The 18,954-nt window shown below is 72.4% G+C and carries 19 protein-coding genes; 6 read left to right on the top strand and 13 right to left on the bottom strand.

What is annotated here, in order from left to right; translation table 11 throughout:
* Positions 1-93: 93 nt before the first annotated feature.
* Positions 94-858, top strand: a complete 765-nt coding sequence (locus tag DEI99_RS13095) for an ATP-binding cassette domain-containing protein (RefSeq protein ID WP_071260693.1) — start codon at positions 94-96, stop codon at positions 856-858.
* Complete coding sequence (locus DEI99_RS13090) at positions 855-2,123, top strand: sugar ABC transporter permease (RefSeq protein ID WP_111042906.1); 1,269 nt, start codon at positions 855-857, stop codon at positions 2,121-2,123. Before DEI99_RS13095 ends, DEI99_RS13090 begins: the two co-directional genes overlap by 4 nt.
* An 85-nt stretch (positions 2,124-2,208) precedes the next feature.
* On the opposite strand, the gene DEI99_RS13085 is transcribed toward DEI99_RS13090, so the two are convergent.
* From DEI99_RS13085 to DEI99_RS13065, 5 genes are all read right to left on the bottom strand, one after another.
* Positions 2,209-3,303, bottom strand: a complete 1,095-nt coding sequence (locus tag DEI99_RS13085; protein ID WP_071260697.1) for an alkene reductase — start codon at positions 3,301-3,303, stop codon at positions 2,209-2,211.
* 52 nt (positions 3,304-3,355) lie between these two features.
* Positions 3,356-3,568 (bottom strand): hypothetical protein, encoded by a 213-nt coding sequence (locus DEI99_RS13080; RefSeq protein ID WP_111042907.1) that lies wholly within the window; start codon positions 3,566-3,568, stop codon positions 3,356-3,358.
* A 57-nt stretch (positions 3,569-3,625) separates the two neighbouring features.
* Positions 3,626-4,066: a MarR family winged helix-turn-helix transcriptional regulator gene (locus tag DEI99_RS13075; RefSeq protein ID WP_071261959.1), complete on the bottom strand. Its 441-nt coding sequence runs from the start codon at positions 4,064-4,066 to the stop codon at positions 3,626-3,628.
* A gap of 418 nt (positions 4,067-4,484) precedes the next feature.
* Complete coding sequence (locus DEI99_RS13070) at positions 4,485-7,175, bottom strand: MMPL family transporter (RefSeq protein ID WP_111043135.1); 2,691 nt, start codon at positions 7,173-7,175, stop codon at positions 4,485-4,487.
* Positions 7,176-7,258: 83 nt separating this feature from the next.
* Positions 7,259-7,897 carry a TetR/AcrR family transcriptional regulator gene (locus tag DEI99_RS13065; protein ID WP_181434558.1) on the bottom strand — a complete coding sequence of 213 codons (639 nt, stop codon included), beginning with the start codon at positions 7,895-7,897 and terminating at the stop codon, positions 7,259-7,261.
* A 140-nt stretch (positions 7,898-8,037) separates the two neighbouring features.
* On the opposite strand from DEI99_RS13065, the gene DEI99_RS13060 reads away from it, so the two are divergent.
* Positions 8,038-8,535: an AAA family ATPase gene (locus DEI99_RS13060; RefSeq protein WP_181434559.1), complete on the top strand. Its 498-nt coding sequence runs from the start codon at positions 8,038-8,040 to the stop codon at positions 8,533-8,535.
* A gap of 7 nt (positions 8,536-8,542) precedes the next feature.
* Here DEI99_RS13060 and DEI99_RS13055 read toward each other — a convergent pair whose 3' ends face one another.
* From DEI99_RS13055 to DEI99_RS13045, 3 genes are all read right to left on the bottom strand, one after another.
* Entirely contained in the window at positions 8,543-9,100 is a 558-nt protein-coding gene (locus DEI99_RS13055; RefSeq protein WP_111043138.1) for a GNAT family N-acetyltransferase, read from the bottom strand.
* Between the two features lie 9 nt (positions 9,101-9,109).
* Positions 9,110-10,105: an alpha/beta hydrolase gene (locus tag DEI99_RS13050; protein ID WP_111043139.1), complete on the bottom strand. Its 996-nt coding sequence runs from the start codon at positions 10,103-10,105 to the stop codon at positions 9,110-9,112.
* Between the two features lie 76 nt (positions 10,106-10,181).
* On the bottom strand, positions 10,182-11,114 hold the full coding sequence (locus tag DEI99_RS13045) for an NADP-dependent oxidoreductase (protein ID WP_111043140.1): 933 nt from the start codon (positions 11,112-11,114) through the stop codon (positions 10,182-10,184).
* 93 nt (positions 11,115-11,207) lie between these two features.
* Between DEI99_RS13045 and DEI99_RS13040 the strand changes: the two genes are divergently transcribed.
* Positions 11,208-11,702, top strand: coding sequence for a MarR family winged helix-turn-helix transcriptional regulator (locus DEI99_RS13040; RefSeq protein WP_111043141.1), 495 nt, complete (start codon positions 11,208-11,210; stop codon positions 11,700-11,702).
* A gap of 182 nt (positions 11,703-11,884) precedes the next feature.
* Here the strand turns inward: DEI99_RS13040 and DEI99_RS13035 are convergent, their stop codons facing one another.
* On the bottom strand, positions 11,885-12,076 hold the full coding sequence (locus tag DEI99_RS13035) for a hypothetical protein (protein ID WP_111043142.1): 192 nt from the start codon (positions 12,074-12,076) through the stop codon (positions 11,885-11,887).
* A 146-nt stretch (positions 12,077-12,222) separates the two neighbouring features.
* On the opposite strand from DEI99_RS13035, the gene DEI99_RS13030 reads away from it, so the two are divergent.
* Positions 12,223-14,277 (top strand): transglycosylase domain-containing protein, encoded by a 2,055-nt coding sequence (locus tag DEI99_RS13030; RefSeq protein WP_284180824.1) that lies wholly within the window; start codon positions 12,223-12,225, stop codon positions 14,275-14,277.
* Positions 14,278-14,390: 113 nt separating this feature from the next.
* Positions 14,391-14,591, top strand: a complete 201-nt coding sequence (locus tag DEI99_RS13025) for a PLDc N-terminal domain-containing protein (RefSeq protein ID WP_111043182.1) — start codon at positions 14,391-14,393, stop codon at positions 14,589-14,591.
* Positions 14,592-14,682: 91 nt separating this feature from the next.
* On the opposite strand, the gene DEI99_RS13020 is transcribed toward DEI99_RS13025, so the two are convergent.
* From DEI99_RS13020 to DEI99_RS13005, 4 genes are read right to left on the bottom strand one after another with little or no spacing between them, the layout of a single operon-like run.
* Positions 14,683-15,687, bottom strand: a complete 1,005-nt coding sequence (locus DEI99_RS13020; protein WP_111043181.1) for an ABC transporter substrate-binding protein — start codon at positions 15,685-15,687, stop codon at positions 14,683-14,685.
* Positions 15,688-15,698: 11 nt separating this feature from the next.
* A complete protein-coding gene (locus DEI99_RS13015) occupies positions 15,699-16,652 on the bottom strand; it encodes an ABC transporter ATP-binding protein (protein ID WP_258369695.1) in 954 nt (317 codons plus the stop codon).
* Positions 16,649-17,851: a FecCD family ABC transporter permease gene (locus DEI99_RS13010; protein ID WP_284180823.1), complete on the bottom strand. Its 1,203-nt coding sequence runs from the start codon at positions 17,849-17,851 to the stop codon at positions 16,649-16,651. The genes DEI99_RS13015 and DEI99_RS13010 overlap by 4 nt, the downstream gene beginning before the upstream one ends.
* The gene (locus DEI99_RS13005; protein ID WP_502867007.1) at positions 17,848-18,927 is read right to left on the bottom strand and encodes a FecCD family ABC transporter permease; all 1,080 of its coding nucleotides are present in this window, start codon (positions 18,925-18,927) and stop codon (positions 17,848-17,850) included. Before DEI99_RS13005 ends, DEI99_RS13010 begins: the two co-directional genes overlap by 4 nt.
* Positions 18,928-18,954 lie beyond the last annotated feature (27 nt).

Genomic DNA, 18,954 nt, shown 5'->3' with positions numbered 1-18,954 from the left:
GCGGGCCCCATCCGATCGAGGACGACACCCGTGAGCACGACACCCGTGAGCAACGCGTCACCAGCAGCAGCACACCACCCCGTCGAACCGGTCATGTCCCTGCGGGGGATCTCCAAGCGGTTCGGCGCCGTCCAGGCCCTCAGCGACATCGACCTCGACGTGTTCCCCGGCGAGGTCGTCGCCATCGTCGGGGACAACGGCGCCGGCAAGTCGACGTTCGTGAAGATCCTCGCCGGGGTCTACACGCCCGACGGCGGCACCATCACGTTCGACGGCGACGAGGTCTCCGTCCCCAACCCGGCGGCGGCGCAGACGCTCGGCATCGCGACGGTGTTCCAGGACCTCGCACTCGCCGACAACCTCGACGTGGTGTCGAACCTGTACCTCGGCCGCGAGATCGCGCACCCCCTGCTCGACGAGGAGGAGATGGAGCGGCGCTCGTGGGAGCTGCTCCAGCAGCTCGCCGCCCGGATCCCCTCCGTGCGGATCCCCATCGCGTCGCTGTCCGGCGGGCAGCGGCAGACGGTCGCCATCGCCCGTTCGCTCATCGGCGAGCCGCAGGTCGTCATCCTCGACGAGCCGACCGCGGCCCTCGGCGTCGCGCAGACCGCCGAGGTGCTCAACCTGGTCGAGCGGCTCCGCGAACGCGGTCTCGGCGTCGTGCTCATCAGCCACAACCTCGCCGACGTCCAGGCGGTGGCCGACCGGGTCGCCGTCCTGCGACTGGGCCGCAACAACGGGACGTTCCGCATCGACGACGTCTCCTACGAGGAGATCATCGCGGCGATCACCGGCGCCACCGACAACGCCGTCACCCGCCGCGCCGCCGCCAGGACCGAACAGGAGCCGACAGCATGAGCAAGACCGACGAGACCCTCACCGCGGCGACGCCGACCGCGTCGGCGGCCGACCTGCAGGACGAACGGCTCCTGCGCGACCAGGGCATCGGGGGTGCCGCCAAGGCGTTCGTCCGCCGGGTGCGCGGCGGTGACATCGGCTCGCTGCCGGTCGTCGTCGGCCTCATCGTCATCTGGGCGGTGTTCCAGGCGCTGTCGCCCGACTTCCTGTCGCCGGGGAACCTCGTGAACCTCGCACTGCAGTGCGCCGCCGTCGGCACCATCGCGATCGGCATCGTCCTGGTGCTGCTGCTCGGCGAGATCGACCTGTCGGTCGGCAGCGTCAGCGGACTCGCGGCCGCCATCCTCGGCCAGGGGCTGACGACGCTCGGCTGGCCGCTGTGGCTCGTCATCGTCGTCGCCCTCGCGGTCGGCGCCGCGGCCGGCCTGCTCTACGGCCTGCTGTTCACGCGCTTCGGCGTGCCGAGCTTCGTCATCACGCTCGCGGGGCTGCTCGGCTTCCTCGGGTTGCAGCTGCTCATCCTCGGCCCGAACGGCTCGATCAACCTGCCGTACGACTCGCCGATCGTGCAGTTCGCCTCGGCGTCGTACCTGCCGCCGTGGCTCGCCTACGTGCTCGCGGCCGTGGCCGCCGGCGGCCTGTTCGCCACCGAGGTGCGTCGCGCCGCCCGACGCCGTCGTGCCGGTCTGTCGACGAGCGCGCTGTCGCTCACGATCGCGAAGTCGGTCGCGCTGTTCATCGGCCTCGGGGTCATGGTCTGGTACCTGTCCCGCGACTTCGGCACCGGCACCTCGTTCGTGTTCTTCGTCGTGCTCGTGGTGCTCATGAACTTCGTGCTGAAGCGCACCCGCTGGGGTCGCTCGGTCTTCGCCGTCGGCGGCAATGTCGAGGCCGCCCGCCGGTCCGGCATCCGGGTGAACCGGATCTACATCTCGGTGTTCGTGCTCACGTCGCTCTTCGCCACGATCGGCGGCATCCTCGCCGCCGCCCGCCTCAACTCGGCGAGCCTGTCCTCGGGCGCGGGCGACACGAACCTCAACGCCATCGCCGCCGCCGTCATCGGCGGGACGAGCCTGTTCGGCGGCCGGGGGAGCGCCTGGTCGGCACTCCTCGGCATCATCGTCATCCAGTCGATCTCGAACGGGCTGACCCTGCTCAGCCTCGACTCGTCGATCCGCTACATGATCACCGGCGCGGTCCTGCTGCTCGCCGTGATCATCGACTCGCTGTCGCGGCGCAGCCGCGCCAGCCACGGCGCGGCCTGAGCGCGGACGGAACGGTCCGACCGACGGACGGGAGGCCCGGTGCGAGCGTGCACCGGGCCTCCCGTCCGTCAGCTGGTCGCGTCGGCTACGCGACGGACGCGCGCACCTCGGCCAGCGTCGGGTAGTCGGTGTAGCCCTCGGCAGAGGCACCGTAGAAGAGCTCCGGACGCGGCTCGTTGAGCTCCGCGTCGCGCTCCCAACGGTGCGCGAGGTCCGGGTTCGCGATCGCGGCGCGACCGACGGCCACGGCGTCGGCGACGTCCTGGTCGAGGATGGCGATCGCCTCGTCGCGGGTGGTCAGCGACGAGAAGCCGGAGTTCACGACGAACGGCGCACCCGCGGTGCGGCGGATGTGCTGCACCAGGTCGCTCGTCGGCTCGGCGTGCAGCACGTCGACGAAGGCGAGCCCGAGCGGCGCCAGGCCCTCGGCGAGTGCCGTGTAGGTCGCGCGCACGTCGGCGTCGTCCTCCTCGAGCACGCCCTGGATCCCGTGCTGCGGCGACAGGCGGATGCCGGTGCGGTCGGCGCCGACGGCCTCGGCGACGGCCGTGGTGACCTCGACCGCGAAGCGGGCACGGTTCTCCGGGGAGCCGCCGTACTCGTCGGTGCGGGTGTTCGACACCGGCGACAGGAACTCGTGCACCAGGTAGCCGTTCGCGCCGTGCACCTCGACGCCGTCGAGCCCGGCGGCGATCGCGTTGCGGGCGGCCTGGGCGAAGCCCTGCACGGCCTGCCGGACCTCGTCGGTGGTGAGCTCGTGCGGCACCGGCATGTCGGCCTTCGAGCCGTCGGGCAGGTGCGTCTGACCGGGCGCCGCGACGGCGGACGGGCCGACGATGCGCGGCGTCTGCGAGATGGCGGTGTGCGAGACGCGGCCGCCGTGCATGAGCTGCATGACGATGGTGCCGCCCTCGGCGTGCACGGCGTCGGCGACGCGGCGCCAGCCGGCGACCTGCTCGTCGGTCTCGATGCCGGGCTGCCCGGGGTAGGAGCGGCCTTCCTGCACGGGCCACGTGCCCTCGGTGATGATCATGCCGAGGCCGGCGCGCTGCCGGTAGTGCTCGACGAGCAGGTCGTTCGGGATGCCCTGCTCGCCGGCGCGCGTCCGGGTGAGGGGGGCCATCACGATGCGGTTGTTCAGGGTGAGGGCGCCGAGTTCGGCGCGTTCGAAGAGCTTCACGTGTCGGTGCAACCGGCTGTTGTGCTCCGCAATTCCGTCTCGGGCCGGATGGTCATTCGCGCGGGCAGACGAGCGTCGACGAGCGGACCTGGCCCTCGGGGCGGATCACCTGGTGCTGGGAGAGCGGCTTGCCGCAGAGCGGGCAGCCCCGGTCGATCGTGCGGTCGTCGATGCCCTCGGGGCGTCCGGCGCCGATCTGCGACGGGCCCATCTTGTCGATGAGCGTCGTGTTCCACCGTTCGTACCACTTCGCGAAGCGTCCCACGAGGGTGTCCTCTCAATTCGTTCGTGCACGAACCATTGTGCCACCGATCGGGTCCGATCACACCTGGTCGACGCGTTCCAGCAGATCGGTGAGCTCGTCCTTCAGGGCCTCGAGCCGGGCGAGCGGCCACCCGAGCCGGTCCGCGACGGCGAGCGGGACCGCCTGCGCCCGGTCGCGGAGTGCGCGCCCCGCCGTGGTGAGCGAGACCTCGAGCTGCCGTTCGTCGGCCGTGCTGCGCGTGCGGCGGACGTAGCCCGAGGCCTCCAGCCGCTTCAACAGCGGGCTCAGCGTCGCGGAGTCCAGGCGGAGTTCCCCCGCGATCTCCCGTACGGACCGGGGGTCGCGTTCCCACAGTGCGAGCAGCACGAGGTACTGCGGGTGGGTGAGGCCCATCGGCTCGAGCAGGTCGCGGTACAGCCCGATGACGCTCCGGCTCGTAGCGGCGAGGGCGAAGCACAGCTGCCGGTCGAGCGCGAGCGGGTCCGGTTCGTCGGTCATCGTTCCAGCGTACCGTTCGTGCACGAAGGGTCGCGAGGGCTGGGGGTTCGTGCGGGCCGGGTGGGCGCGGTGCGGGTTCGGCGGAGCGGGTGGGCGCGGTGCTGGTCGGTGCGACGTCGGTGCTGGTCGGTGCGACAAGGTCGGTGTCGGACGACGTCGATGTTGTCGCACGCGTGTCGGCGCGAGGGGTGCCGACGTGGTCGCGACAAGGTCGGTGTCTGACGACGTCGATGTTGTCGCACGCGTGACGACGCGAGGGGTGCGGACGTGGTCGCGACATGGTCGGTGTCGGACGACGTCGATGTTGTCGATCGGGGTCCGAGTCCCGGGGCCAGGCCCGGCCTCCCCAACCCGGACGCACCGGAGGCCCGGCGCCGGTCACGTGGACCGGCACCGGGCCTCCCCGGTGGTGCGTCGACTACGCGCGGTGCGCGGGCGGGTGCCCCGAGTCGTGCGGGTGGGCGTCGGGCTGCACCGGCAGGGCGTGGGCGCCGGTGTGGGTGTCCTCGGCGCCGCGGGGATCGGCGCCGCGGGAGTCACCGCGCGAGTCGCCGCCGTGCGCGTCGCCGTGCGAGGCGTCGCCGCGTTCGAGCTTGGCGCCCTCGACGTCGACGTCCGGCACGATGCGGTCGAGCCACTTCGGGAACCACCAGGCGCTCTTGCCGAGCAGGTGCATCGCCGCCGGGATGAGCAGCATGCGGACGACGAACGCGTCGACCAGCACACCGAACGCCAGGCCGAAGCCGATCGGCTTGATCGTGGACGAGTCCGAGAAGATGAAGCCCGCGAACACCGAGATCATGATGATCGCGGCCGCCGTGACCACCGCGCGTCCGGCGTGCAGACCGCGCTGGACCGCGACCTTCGCCGAGGCGCCGTGGGCGTAGGCCTCACGCATGCCGGACACCAGGAAGAGCTGGTAGTCCATCGCGAGCCCGAACAGGATGCCGATCTCGATGATGGGCAGGAAGCTCAGGATCGGTGCCGGGTCGTGCACACCGAACACGGAGCCGAGCCAGCCGAACTGGTAGATCGCGGTCAGGCCGCCGAAGGACGCCAGGACCGACAGGATGAAGCCGGCGGTCGCGGTGATCGGCACGAGGAACGACCGGAACACGATGATCAGGATGATCAGCGAGAGCCCGACGACGACCACGAGGTACAGCGGCAGCACGTTCGAGAGCTTCTCGGACACGTCGATGTTCGCCGAGGCGTTGCCGGCGACGCCGAGGGTGACCGTGCCGTCGTCGGTCGAGACGGTCTGCTCGCGCAGGTCCTTCACGACCTCCTCGGTCGAGACGCTGTCCGGGCCGCCGTCCGGCTTCACCTGGAAGGCGATGATGTCGCGCGCCTTCGAGGTGCCGATGGGCAGCACGGCCGCGACGTCGTCGTTCTTCGCGATCGCCTGACCGATGGTGACCTCGGTCGCGGTGACGTCGCTCTTGCTGATCGCGTCCGGCAGGGTCGCGACGACGAGCAGCGGGCCGTTCTGGCCGGCGCCGAACTCCTGCTCGAGCGTCTTGTAGGCCTTGTACTGGCTCGACTCGACGGCCTCGGACGACCCGCTCGGCAGGCCGAGGCGCATCTGGGTCGCGGGGAGGGCGATCGTGCCGAGGACGGCGACGCCGGCGACGAGCGTGACGATCGCGCGCCAGGTCGACATCGGCTTGTTCGGGACCCGGGTGGAGCCCGTGTTGCCGATCTTGGCGCGCTCCTTCTTGCGCAGGATCCGCATGCCGATGAGCGACAGCAGCGCCGGGGTGAAGGACGTCGCGATGCAGATCGCGAAGAAGACCGCGACGGCGCCGACGGTGCCCATCAGGCCGAGGAACGGGATGCCCGTGATGTTCAGCGCGAGCAGGGCGACGATGACGGTCGCACCGGCGAAGACCACCGCGTTGCCGGAGGTGCCGTTCGCCAGGCCGATCGACTCGTGCACGCCCATGCCCTGCTTGAGCTGGGTGCGGTGCCGGTTCAGGATGAACAGCGAGTAGTCGATGCCGACCGCCAGGCCGAGCATCACCCCCAGCACCGGCGTGACCGAGATGAACTCGACCAGGCTCGAGAACGACAGCGAGGCCAGCGAGGCGACGCCGACGCCGAGCACGGCGGAGACGAGCGGGATCGCCGCGCCGATGACGGTGCGGAGCATGAGGAACAGCACGAGCGCGGCGATGATCACGCCGACGATCTCACCGGGACCGAGGATCGACGGGACGCCCTGGGCGATGTCGTTCGAGACGAAGACGTCGACGCCCTCGATGTCGGCCGAGTCGGCATCGTCCGCGATGGCGGTCTTCGTGTCCGCCGGGACCTCGTAGGTCGACTTGGTGAACTGGACGGTGCCGATCGCGGCGCTGCCGTTCGACGAGACGAACCGGACGTCCTTCGACAGGTCGAGCAGCGCCGAACCCTGCTCGAGCTCGGTCGAGCTGTCGTCGAGCTTCTTCGCGTTCGCGTCGATCTCGTCCTGCGCCGCGGACAGCTGCTGCGCACCCGCGTCGATCTGCTGCTGCTGGGCGTCGATCTGCGCCTGCGCCTGGGCGAGTTGTGCCTGCGCGGCAGCGGCTGCTGCGGCACCGGCGGCCTGCGCCTGGGCCTTCTGCGCGTCGAGCTGGTCCTGCGCGTCCGCGATCTGCTGCTTGCCGGAGGCGAGTTCCTTCTCCTGCGCGTCGAGCTGGTCCTGACCGCGCTCGAGCTTCTCGCGGCCGTCGCTGATCTCCTTGCGGCCGTCGACGATCTTCTGCCGCTGCTCGTCGAGCTGGTCCTGCGTCGCGAAGCCGCTCGTCGTGCCCTTCACGCCGTCGAGCCGCTCGAGCTTCGTCATGAAGTCGTCGATGTCGGACTGCTGCGCGTCGGAGAACGCCTTGCCGTCCGTCGTCTGGAAGACGATCGTCCCGTTGCCGCCGTTCGCGGACGGGAACTTGTCGGCGAGCTCGTCCTGCACCTGGCTGGTCTTGGTGTTCGGGATCGAGATCGCGGACGAGATCGTGCCGGCGAACAGGGCGTAGGTGCCGCCGACGATGCCGAGGATCACGACCCAGGAGATGATCACGAGCCAGTGGCGTCGTGCCGAGAACCGTCCGAGACGGTAGAGGAGACCGGCCATGCGAGTGCCTGCTTCCTTTCCTTGTCAGGTGCTGTGGTGCGGGGTGCGCCGGTGGACCCCTGGAGGGTGGAGTGTGTGGCGGGTCAGTCGCTCGGCATGTACCCGCTGCGCACGCTGTGCACGAGGCGGGCGAGCAGGGCGTCCCAGTCGCGGACCGCGTCGTCGTCGAGTCGCGGTCCGGTGGTCGTCAGCCAGTGGTCGGCGATGACGACGATCCCGCTCATCAGGGACTCGACGAGCAGTGCGGCGTCGAGCGGGTCGGCGGCCGGGTACCGACGGGCGACCTCGGCGCGGAGCCGGTCGGTCACCCGCGAGAACGCGGTCTGGGTGAGGACCGCGGCCTTCGGGTCCTCCTTGCCGGGGTCGCCGAGGATCCGGGACATGCTCGCGATGGCCGGGGCGAGGTCGGCTCCGCGGGCGGCCGACTCGAGTTCCTCGAACATCGACGCACGCGACCCGTCGCCGACCGGGGTCCGCGCCATGTCCGCGAGGAACCGGTCGATGATGACGGAGAGCTCCTGCTCGCAGACCGCCAGCAGCACCTCGTCGAGGGAGCCGAAGTGGTTGAAGACCGTCCGCCGGGCGATGTCGGCGCGTTCGGCGAGGTCGTCGACCCCGAAGTCGCGGCCGCCCCGTTCGTCGACCAGGTCGCGAGCGGCCTGCAGGATCGCCGCACGGTGCTTCGCCTTGAGGGCGGCACGACGGTCGTTCGCGATGGTCACGTCTGACGACACTAGGTGCATCGTTGCACTCGGTGCACCTTCTCCGGGTGCTTTCCCGGTTTCGTACCCCGGGACGGACGGGAGGCCCGGGGCGGGCCCCGCCACGGGCCTCCCGTCCGGTGCCCGGTAACGTCGTGCCCGTGGCGACGATCGTGCTCATCAGCGGCGCTCCGGGAAGTGGCAAGACGACGCTCGCGGCGGCGCTCGCCGCCGAGCTCGGCTGGCCGCGGGTGGACCGCGACCAGCTGTACGCCGGTCTCTCCGCCGGTTCCGGGTACGACCGCGACGCGGTCGTCCCGCACGGCGTCCGGCTGTTCTGGTCGGCGACGGCGCACCTCGCGGCGGCGGGGTGCAGTGTCGTCGCGGACGCGACGCTGTACCGCGACCAGTCCGAGGCCGACGTGCGATCGGTGCTCGCGCCCGTCGGCGACGTCCGGAACGTGCACTGCCGGTCGGCACTCGCGTCCGACCGGTTCGTCGCACGGGGGCACCCGCAGGCGGTCAACGACCGCGTCGCCCGCAACGCGCCCCTGGTGACCGAGCCGCTCGCGCTCGGGGTCCCGCTGCTCGAGGTCGACACGACCGACGGGTACGACCCGGCGCTGCCGTCGGTCGTCGCGTGGCTGCGTCCGGTCTGACGGCGCGTCAGCGCACGTCGTCGTCCCACGGCACCGGCGTCGTCTCGCCCGACTCCCAGTCGCGGCGCAGGACCCCGTAGCCGACGGAGGCGACCGCGGTGCCGCCCTCGACCGGCCAGCCCTCGCGGTAGTGCGCCTCCTTCACCCAGCCGGCGCGGACGAAGACGCGGCGCATGGCGGTGTTGTCCTCGCGGGTCTGGCCCTCGAAGCGCGTGACCTCCGGCATCGTGCGGAACACGTGGTCGGTCACTGCCCGCAGGGCCGGGGTGCCGAGCCCGCGCCCGCGGTGCGCGCCGGCGATGCGCAGGTCGAACAGCGGGACGGGGTCCTCGAGGTCCTCGAGCCGGACGATCCCGACGCGGCCGTGCTCGTCGTGGTCGAGCCAGAACGTGTCGTGCTCGTCGTCGCGGTACGCCCCGGCGTCGACGGCGGCCACGGCGTCCGCCCGGCCGATGCGCCGGCGGACGTGGAACGGGAACTCCTCCGACGACAGGAAGTCGACCAGGGCGTCGCGGTCCGGGCCGGTCGGGTCGAGGCGGGTGAGTCGGACGGCGCCTTCGGTCATCCCGTCACGCTAGCGGGCGGGCAGCGTGGTCGACCAGCGCGCGATCGCGTCGTAGGCGTGCTCCCGCACGTCCGGAGCGGACAGCACGACGTCGTGCACGGCGCCGGCGAGGCGGCGGACCGTGACCTCGGTGCCGAGCGAGAGCGCGCGGTGCGCCACGGTGTCGACGTTCAGGGCGACGTCGGCGTGCGCCATCCCCGGGTCCCACCGGGGCTGCAGCATGCTCTTGTCGCTGAGCAGCACGAGCACGGGGACCTCGAGCCCGAGGCCGTGCTCGACCTGCGCCTGGCCGTCGAACACGGCGGCGAGCCATCCGGGGTGCAGGGGGAACCCGCGGTCCGGACGCCACTGCTGGTCGTACGTCCACGAGCCCTCGCCGGCGGTCGACACCGTGCGCGTGTAGAAGCCGGGGTCGACGGCGGGCATCGGTGCCAGGGGGTTCCGTCGGGCTCCGAGCCGGACCACCGGGGTCATCAGGGCCCGACCGACCGCGGTCGCCTGGAACTCGAGCCACGGACTGTTGAGCACCAGGCCGTCCACGAGGTCGCGGTGCCGGGCCGCCCAGAGCGACAGGGTGAGGCCGCCGGTCGAGTGGCCCATCGGGACCAGGCGGCGACGGGTGCTGCCGGGGTGCTCGGCGGAGATCGCGTCGAGCGCCGCGGCGATGTCCTCGTCGTAGACGGCGAGGTCGGACACGTCACCCGGTGTCTGGTGCGGGCGGAGGCTGCGCCCGTACTTCCGCAGGTCGAGCGCGTGGAACCGGGCGCCGAGGCGCTCGAGCCGTTCCGCGAGCTCGACCTGGAAGAAGTAGTCCGACCACCCGTGCACGTACAGCACGTCGACCCCGTGCAGCGGGCCGCGGCCGTGCATCAGCATGTCGGTGGGCGTGTGCCGGCGCCGGACGAGGGTGGCGACGACCGGCCCCTCGGCGTCGGGCGCGAGGGGCAGTTCGAGCCGCTCGTACGGCGCCCCGAGGACGTCCTCGTGCCAGTGCTCGTCCACCATGGGGCGAGCGTATCCGGCGGCGCTCGCCGGGGTCGGCCCGGTGGTGTCCCGGGCCGACCCGCTGGCGTCCCCGTGCTCAGGAGGCGAGGACGACGACCTTGCCGGCGACGCGGCCCTCGCTCGCCTCGGCGTGCAGGGCGGGCAGTTCGGCGAGCGGGATCCGCCGGGTCACCTCGACGGTGAGCTCCCCGGCGTCGACGAGGGACACGAGCTCGGCCAGGCGGTCGCGGTCCGGCAGCACGAACACCGTCGCCGCCCGCACCGACCGCGAGGCGTCGTCTGGCGTGGCCATGAACGCGGTGGTGCTGACGACCGCACCGCCGTCACGGACCGCGGCGACGTCGGCGGCGAACTCGTCCGGGTCGATCGGCGCCAGGTTGAGGAGCACGTCGACCTGCCCGTCGATCGCGTCGAGCAGGTCGGAGGCGGTGTGGTCCACGACCTGGTCGGCGCCCGCGGCGCGGACCGCCTCGGCGCTGCGCGGGCTGGCCGTCGCGATGACGTGCACGCCGGCGCGCTTCGCGAGCTGGATCGCGTACTTGCCGACGACGCCGCCGGCGCCGACGATCAGCACGCGCTGCCCCGCCTGCAGGTGACCGTCGTCGAACAGTGCCTGCCACGCGGTCAGGGCGACCGACGGCAGTGCAGCGGCGTCGGCGAGCGGGATGCTCGTCGGGGCGGCGACCAGGGCCTGCGCCGGTGCGACGACGTACTCGGCCGCGCCGCCGTCCCGCTCCATCGGCAGGAACCCGATGACCGCGTCACCGACGGCGAGGTCCTCGACGCCGTCGCCGAGGGCGTCGACCGTGCCGGACACGTCGTACCCGGGCACGTGCGGCAGCTGCACCGGGATCGGCAGGAAGCCGCCGCGCATGCCGTTGTCCGCGGCGTTGAACGCGGAGGCGGCGACCCGCACCCGCACCTGACCGGAGGTGGGGACCGGCAGGTCGACGTCCTCCTGTCGCAGGACCTCAGGACCGCCGACCTCGTGGAACCGTACTGCCTTCATGGTGAACTCCTCGTGTTTGTTGCTTCGAGTTCGAAGCACTTGTTGGAACCGTAGCACTGCTTCGAACTCGAAGCAACAGGTAGGATGCGATCGATGGACGACACACCCCGCACCCTGACCGCCACCGAGCTCCAGGCGTACTTCGCCTTCACCGAGGTGGGCAGCCTGCTGCGGCACGCGGTCGAGCAGCAGCTGCGCGACGTCGGCGGGCTGAAGTACGTGCAGTTCCAGCTCCTCGCCCGCCTCGGCGACGCGCCCGCCGGCCAGCAGCGGATGACGGACCTGGCCGACGGCGTGGTCTACAGCAGGAGCGGGCTGACCTACCAGGCGCAGGTGCTCGAGCAGCGCGGGCTCGTCACGCGGGCGCCGTCACCGGACGACGAGCGCAGCACGGTCGTGACGATCACCGACGACGGCCGTGCCGTGCTGGCGGCCGTGTTCCCCGGGCACGTGGAAGCGCTGCAGCAGCTGCTGTTCGCGTCGTTGTCCGACGCGGACGTCGACGACCTGGCGCGGATCCTCGGTCGGGCCGCCGAGCACCTGCGGGCGAACCCGCCCCGGTCGGCGACCCCGCGCCGCCGCGGCTGATCCCGTCGCTGGTGCGGCTTCGGCCAGCGCTGCCGCCACCACAGCCGGCGCTGCCTCGGCCGGCGCTGCCACCACCACGGTCGGGCAGCGTCCCTGCCGCGGCCGGGTGGTGCCGCTGTCGCAGCCGCGGTCAGGCCGTGCCGCTGTCGCAGCCGCGCGGTGCCGCCGTCGCTGCCGCAGCCTCAGCTGCGCGGCGCCCGGGCGAAGAGCAGGGTCACGGCGGTCAGGGCGACGGCGCCGACGATGAGGACCCAGGCGACGACCGCGACCAGGCCGTCCCAGGGGCTGATGAGCAGGCCGACGCCGACCAGCAGCGCCACGACGGCCCCGACGAGGGCGAGGCGATGGGGTCGTGCGGGGTCGGTGCGTGCCACCTGACCAGCCTAGGCCCCCGGTCCGGCTAGGCGGTCTCCCAGCGGACACGCGGGCGATCCGCGGCGGAGTCCCGGCGGTCGCCCGAGCGGGGCTGGGACGCTCCACGAGCCGCGCCGGACGGTGCGGTGCGAGGGGGAGCAGGACGATGACGATCAGACGTGCAGGGGGAGCCGGCCTCGGCTTCGTGGGCGGCAGTGTGCTCGCCGGGTTGTTGGTCGGGATCGGGGTGACGCCCGTCATCGCGGTCGCCGGCCTCGGCGCGACGTCGGCGATCGGGGTGTTCGAGTCGATGCCGGAGCACATCGAGATCGGGGACCTGCCGCAGCGCAACGAGATCTGGGCGTACCGCGGCGGGGAACCCGTGCACCTGACCGACGTCTGGTCCCAGGACCGCCAGCAGTTGACGCTGGACCAGATCGACGACGACCTCGAGCACGCGGCGGTGGACGGCGAGGACAAGCGCTTCTACGAGACCGGCGGTGTGGACGCGACGTCGATGGTGCGGTCGCTGGTGAGCGTCGCGGCCTCGCGCGGCGAGGGCGGGTCGGGTGGGTCGACGCTCACGATGCAGCTCGTCCGGAACATCAAGATCCAGCGGGCGAGCGAGCTGCCGACGCTCGCGGAGCAGACGGCCGCCTACCAGGAGGCGACGAAGCGCTCGCCGCAGCGGAAGCTCGCCGAGATGAAGCTCGCGATCGGGCTGGCGAAGAAGTACTCCAAGCAGGAGATCCTCACCGCCTACCTGAACATCGCGTACTTCGGCGACCAGACCTACGGCGTGCAGTCGGCGGCGCGCCACTACTACGGCAAGTCCGCGACCGACCTGACCCCGGCCGAGGCGGCGTCCCTCATCGCGATCGTCCAGTGGCCGGAGCGCCGGGACCTCTCGACGCCGGACCACCACCGGGACAACACCGCCCGTCGCAACGTCATCCTGCGGTCGATGCACGAGCAGGGGCACCTGACCGAGGACGAGTACCGTGCCGCGCGGCAGGCCCGGCTCGCCGACCTCGTCCACCTCACCGCCCCGCAGCAGGGGTGCGCGGCGGTCGAGGCGGGCGCGGCGTACTTCTGCGACTTCGCCACGCGCGTCGCCGAGCGGCTCCCGCAGCTCGGGGCGACGAAGCAGCAGCGGGCGGACGCCTGGCGCACCGGTGGGTACCGGATCCAGACGACGCTCGACCTCGACCTCAACGCGACGCACGCGCAGCTGCTCGACCGGTACGACCCGAAGACCGAGACCCGGCTGGCCCTCGGCGCCACGCTCGACACCGTCGAGGCGGGGACCGGGCGCGTGCTGACGATGGCCCAGAACACCGACTACGACCGGTCGGCGCAGGCGCCGCGGACCGCGACCTCGCTCAACTACGCGGTCGACCGGGCGGACGGCGACGCGACGGGGTTCCAGACCGGCTCGACCTACAAGATGTTCACCCTGCTGGCGTGGCTCGAGTCCGGCCGGAGCCCGGACACCGTCGTCGACGGCACCCCGCACCCGCACAGTTCGTGGACGGCGTGCGGCGAACCGCTCGAGGCGTTCTGGCAGCCGAAGAACGACTCGCCCGCCCAGCGGGGTCCGTACTCGGTCCGGTCGGCGACCGCGCAGTCGGTGAACGCCGCGTACCAGTCGATGGCCGAGCAACTCGACCTGTGCGACGTCCAACGGGTCGCGACGCGGCTCGGCGTGCACCTGGCCACCGGCGGTGAGCTCCCGTGGAACCCGGCGTCGTTGCTCGGCACCGAGAGCATCGCGCCGCTGACGATGGCCGCCGCCTACGCCGGCATCGCGAACGGCGGCTCGTACTGCGCCCCGGTCGTCGTCGACCAGGTGACCGGCCCGGACGGCACGGAGCTCGGCGGTCAGCCGCGCACCTGCTCGCAGGCCGTCTCGCCGCAGACCGCCGCCACCGCGTTCCAGGTCATGCAGGGCGCGTTCCGAGGCGGCACCGCTGCGGGCGGCCAGACACCGGACGGCACGACCCTGTTCGGCAAGACCGGCACCACCGACGCGGCCGACCAGATCTGGCTGATCGGCGGCAGTTCGCGTGCGGTGACGGCCTACTGGCAGGGCAACACCGACGGTGCGAAGCACAACCTGCGCTCGTACTCGAACGGCCAGGGCGACACCTACGCCGGTGCCCGGGCCTCGGTGTGGCGCGAGGCGCAGACGGCCGTGAACGCCGCACTCCCGGCGGGGTGAGACGGTCGGCCGCGGTCATCCGACCGTGGGTGCCGGATCATCCGCCCGGACGATCCGGCACCGCACCGGCCCGGCGTAGCGTCGGTGCTCCGACACACCCGAAGGAGCACCAGATGGCCCACCTCGCCGTGCTGACCGCACTGATCGTCCTCGACGTCGTCGCACTCGTCCTGTGCTGGCGGTCGACCCACCGTGGGGAGGCGACCAAGGTCCTCTGGACGCTGCTCGTCGTGTTCGTCCCGGTGCTCGGTGCCGTGGGACTTCTCGTGGTCGAGGGCGTCGCCGCGGCGGCGCGGCGGGTGGTGCAGCACTGACGCCGGTCACGTGCGGTGGACGCGACCACCCGACGGACGGGAGGCCCGGTGCCAGCTGGCACCGGGCCTCCCGTCCGTCACACGGGTGCGTCTACGAGAGCTTCTCGCTGTCGTCCAACCAGCCCGCGAGCTGCGTCATGTAGTCGGCCTGCGAGGCGTAGTCGAGCGCCGGGAAGGTCCAGCTGTGCACCTGGCCGGCCTGCAGGGCCGCGTTGTCGGCGAAGGTCGGCTGCTTCTCGAGGTCGGCGACCTGGTACCCCTGCTGCGACAGCAGCAGCACGTCACCGCTGATCTGTCCGGCGTTCTCCCACGAGTAGATGCCCCAGTAGAAGCCCTTCGGCTTCGGGTCGACGAAGTCGACGCCGAACGACCGGTACATCTGCAGCGTCGGCTCGTCGGCCGGCCGCGTGACGTAGGCGCCGTCGCCGTCGGCGTACATCGACACGACCGACAGGTCGTGCTCCTCCGCCGCGCGGGACAGCGCCTGCTCGGCGGTGTCGAAGCGCTTCTCGGCCGCGTCGACCGTCGCCTCGTCGGCACCGAGCGACTCGGACAGGTCGGCGATGTGCTCGATGACGTCCTCGCCCTCGCCGCCCCACTCGACGGTGGCGACGGGTGCGATGGCCTCGACCTGCTCCTGCTGCTCCTTGTCCTTGAAGCCGTACGAGGGCTGCGTGGTGTCGAGCGTGCCCTTCTCGTCGGTCGGGTAGACCGAGGTCACGACGAGGTCCGGCTTGAGCGCGGCGAGCTGTTCGAGGTCGATGTCCCCGTAGGCCGTACCGAGCTGGGTGATGCCGTCGGTGTCGAGGTCGTCGAACCGGGCGTCCTTCGTCATCGGCTGCTGGCCGAACGTGCCGACGGGGCGCAGTCCGTACTCGACGAACGAGATCGCGATGTCGTTCAGGGCCACGATGCGCTTCGGCGTGTGGTCGACCTTCACGGTGGTGCCGGTGGCGTCTTCGTAGGACCAGGCGCCGGACGAGCCGGTGCCGCCGTCGGCGCGGTCGTCGTCCGACCCGGTGCCGGAGCAACCGGTGAGGACGAGGGCCGAGACGGCCACGGAGGTCAGGAGGGCGGCGCGGAGGGAGTGCTTCACGTTAGGAGAGGCTAACCTAAGTCGGGGTCGGCCGCCAGTGCCTGCCGGTCGTGCTCGTCGGCTTCGGGGACGATCATCGGCGCGCCCGTCACCGGGTCTGCGAGGACCCGCGCGTGCAACCCGAAGGCGTGCTCGAGCAGCGCCGGCGTGAGCACCTCGGTCGGCGTGCCGTCGGCGGCCACCCCGCCGTCGTGCAGCACGACGAGCCGGTCCGAGTAGCGCGCCGCGAGCGACAGGTCGTGCAGCACCATGACGACGGTCGAGCCCTGCTCGCGGTTCAGGCGACGCACGAGCCGGAGGACCTCGAGCTGGTGCGCGAGGTCGAGGTACGTCGTCGGCTCGTCGAGCAGCAGCGTCTGCGCCTGCTGCGCCACGACGAGCGCGATCCACGCGCGCTGCCGCTGCCCGCCGGACAGGCTCGCGACGTCGCGGTGGGCGACCTCGGTCAACCCGGTCGCCGCGATCGCCTGCTCGGCGACGGCGGCGTCCTCGGCGGTCCACGGCTTCGCCCACGACTGGTGCGGGTTCCGGCCACGCATCACCAGGTCGAGCACGCTCGTGCCGGCCGGCGCGACGGGGGACTGCGGCAGGATCGCGAGCTTGCGGGCGACCTGCCGGTTCGGCTCGCGGCGGATGGGTGCGCCGTCGAGCAGGACCTCGCCGGCCTGCGGCTTGAGCACGCGGCCGAACGCCTTGAGCAGCGTCGACTTGCCGCAGCCGTTCGCGCCGAGGAAGGTCGTCACGGTGCCGCGTTCGATGCGCAGGTCGAGCTCGGTGAGCACGGCGTGGCGGTCGTAGCCGACGGACAGGTCGCGCGCCTCGAGCACCGGCGGGGTCGTGTGTCCGCGCGGGGCGGTCGCCCCCGTGGTGGTCGCGTTCGTGGCGCCGGTGGTGGTCGCGGTCGCGGTCGCGTTCGCGTTCGCGGTGGCGGTGGTGGTCGTGCTGGTTCCACCTGTGGTGGTCATCGGGACATCTCCTTGCGGTGACGGACGAGGAGCCAGATCAGGTACGGGGCCCCGATCACGGTCGTGACGATGCCGACCGGCACCTGCCACGGGAAGGCCGAGCGGGACACCAGGTCGGCGGCCAGCACGAGCAGCGCGCCGAGCATGCCGGCGAGCAGGAGGGGCGGGCGGTTCGTCCGGGCCAGCCGGAGTCCGACCTGCGGCACCACGAACGCGACGAAACCGACCGGACCGGCCGCCGCGACCGCCGCCGCGGTCAGCACGACCGCGAGCGCGATCACGAGCAACCGGTGTCGCTGCACGCCGAGGCCCACCCCGGTCGCGACGTCGTCGCCGAGCTGACCGATCCCCAGGGCCGCGCTCGTCGCCAGGGCGAGCGGCACCGCGACCGCGGCCACCGCGAGCAGCGGCCACAGGCTCGACCAGGACGTGCTCGACAGGCTGCCGACGAGCCACTGCGAGGCGGCCGCCGCCGCCGTGATCTTGGCCCGCACGAGCAGGTAGCTGGTGACGGCGTCGAGCGTCGCCCCGACGCCGATCCCGACGAGCACGAGCCGGTAGCTCTGCACGCCGCCGCGCCAGCCGAGCCCGTACACGACGGCGGCGGCGACGAGCGCACCGATCGTCGCCGCGACCGGGATCCCCGCGCCGAGCACCGAGGACGACACCGAGTAGGTGCCGCCGCCGAGCACCACCGCGGCGACCGCGCCGACGCTCGCGCCCGAGGTGACGCCGATGATGTCCGGCGTGCCGAGGGGGTTGCGGGTGAAGGTCTGCGTCAGCGCACCGGCGACGCCGAGCGTCAGGCCGACGAGCGCGCCGGTGAGCACCCGCGGCAACCGCAGCGTCGTGACGATGAAGCCCTCGGGGCCTGACTCGAGCCCGAGCAGCGACCGCACCACCACGCCGGGGGCGATCCACGTCGAGCCGATCGCCACGCCGAGCACGACGAGCACGAGCACGGCGACGATCGACGCCACCGTCCAGCCCAGGACGCGGGGGCGCCAGGCGAGTCCGACCGGGCCGATGCGGATGCCGGCGCGGGGGCGGGCGACGGGGGTGCGGGCGACGGTGCTGTTGCTGGTGCTGGTGCTGGTGGCGCCGGTGGTGGCGCTGGCGCTGTTGCTGGCGCTGGTGCTGGTGGTCGTGCTGGCGCTGGCGCTGGCGCTGGCGCTCGCGCTGCTGCTCGGCGCGCTCACAGCGACACCAGCGATCGACGACGGGCGACGGCGACGAACACCGGGCCGCCGATGACGGCGAGCACGATGCCGACCTCGACCTCGGAGAACCCGCCCACCAGGCGCCCGACCACGTCCGCGAACAGCACGAGGGCGGCGCCGACCAGCGCGGACACCGGCAGGGTCCACCGGTGACCGGTACCGACGAGCGCCCGGGCCACGTGCGGGACCGTCAGGCCGACGAACCCGATCGGCCCGGCGGCCGCGGTCGCCCCGGCGGCGAGCAGCGTGATCCCGCCCAGGCCGATGAGCCGGGCGACCAGGACGTCCTCGCCGAGGCCACGCGCCAGGTCCGAGCCCAGCCCGAGGGCGTCGAGCGCCCGGGTGTTCCACACCGCGAGCACGAGCCCGACCAACAGGAACGGCCAGACCGCCGCGAGCACGTCGAGCTGCCGGGCCGCGAGCGAGCCGACGACCCACAGCCGGTAGGCGTCGAGCGAGTCCTGGTCGGTGAGCACCACGAAGGACGTCAACGCGCCGAGCAGCGCGGACACCGCGGCACCCGCCAGGGCCAGCGGGACCGGGCTGGCCGTGCCGCTGCCCGCGATCGTCACCGAGAAGACCACCACGCTCGCCACCATCGCGCCGGCCAGGGCGAACCAGACGGTCGCGCCGGTGCTCGTGACGCCGAAGACGTACACGCCGAGGACCACCGCGAGCCCGGCTCCAGCCGACACCCCGAACAGGCCGGGGTCGGCGAGGGGGTTGCGGGTGTGCCCCTGCATGAGCAGTCCGGCGATGCCGAGTGCCGCACCGACGGCCGCCCCGATGAGCGTGCGGGGGATGCGGGACCCCCAGACGATCGCCTCGTCGGTGCCCGAGCCGGTCCGTGTCAGCCCGGCGAGCACCTGGTCGACGCCGATCCGGTTGCTGCCGAGGAGCATGCTCGCCACCGCGACGAGCGCGAGCACCCCGACGAGTCCGACGACGACGGCGGTGCGGCGGCGGACGGCGGAGCGGTGCACCCCGAGGGCGGCGGGCACGTCGCGCGTCGGTGCTCCCGGATCGGGAGCCAGAGCGGGGGAGGGGGCTGGCACGGAGATCATCTTAGGTTAGCCTTGCCT

This window comes from Curtobacterium sp. MCLR17_036 (assembly GCF_003234445.2).
In the GTDB taxonomy this organism is placed as follows: Bacteria; Actinomycetota; Actinomycetes; order Actinomycetales; family Microbacteriaceae; genus Curtobacterium.
The sequence above is the reverse complement of the archived record's forward strand: the minus strand, read 5'-3'. Positions and strand labels throughout refer to the sequence as shown.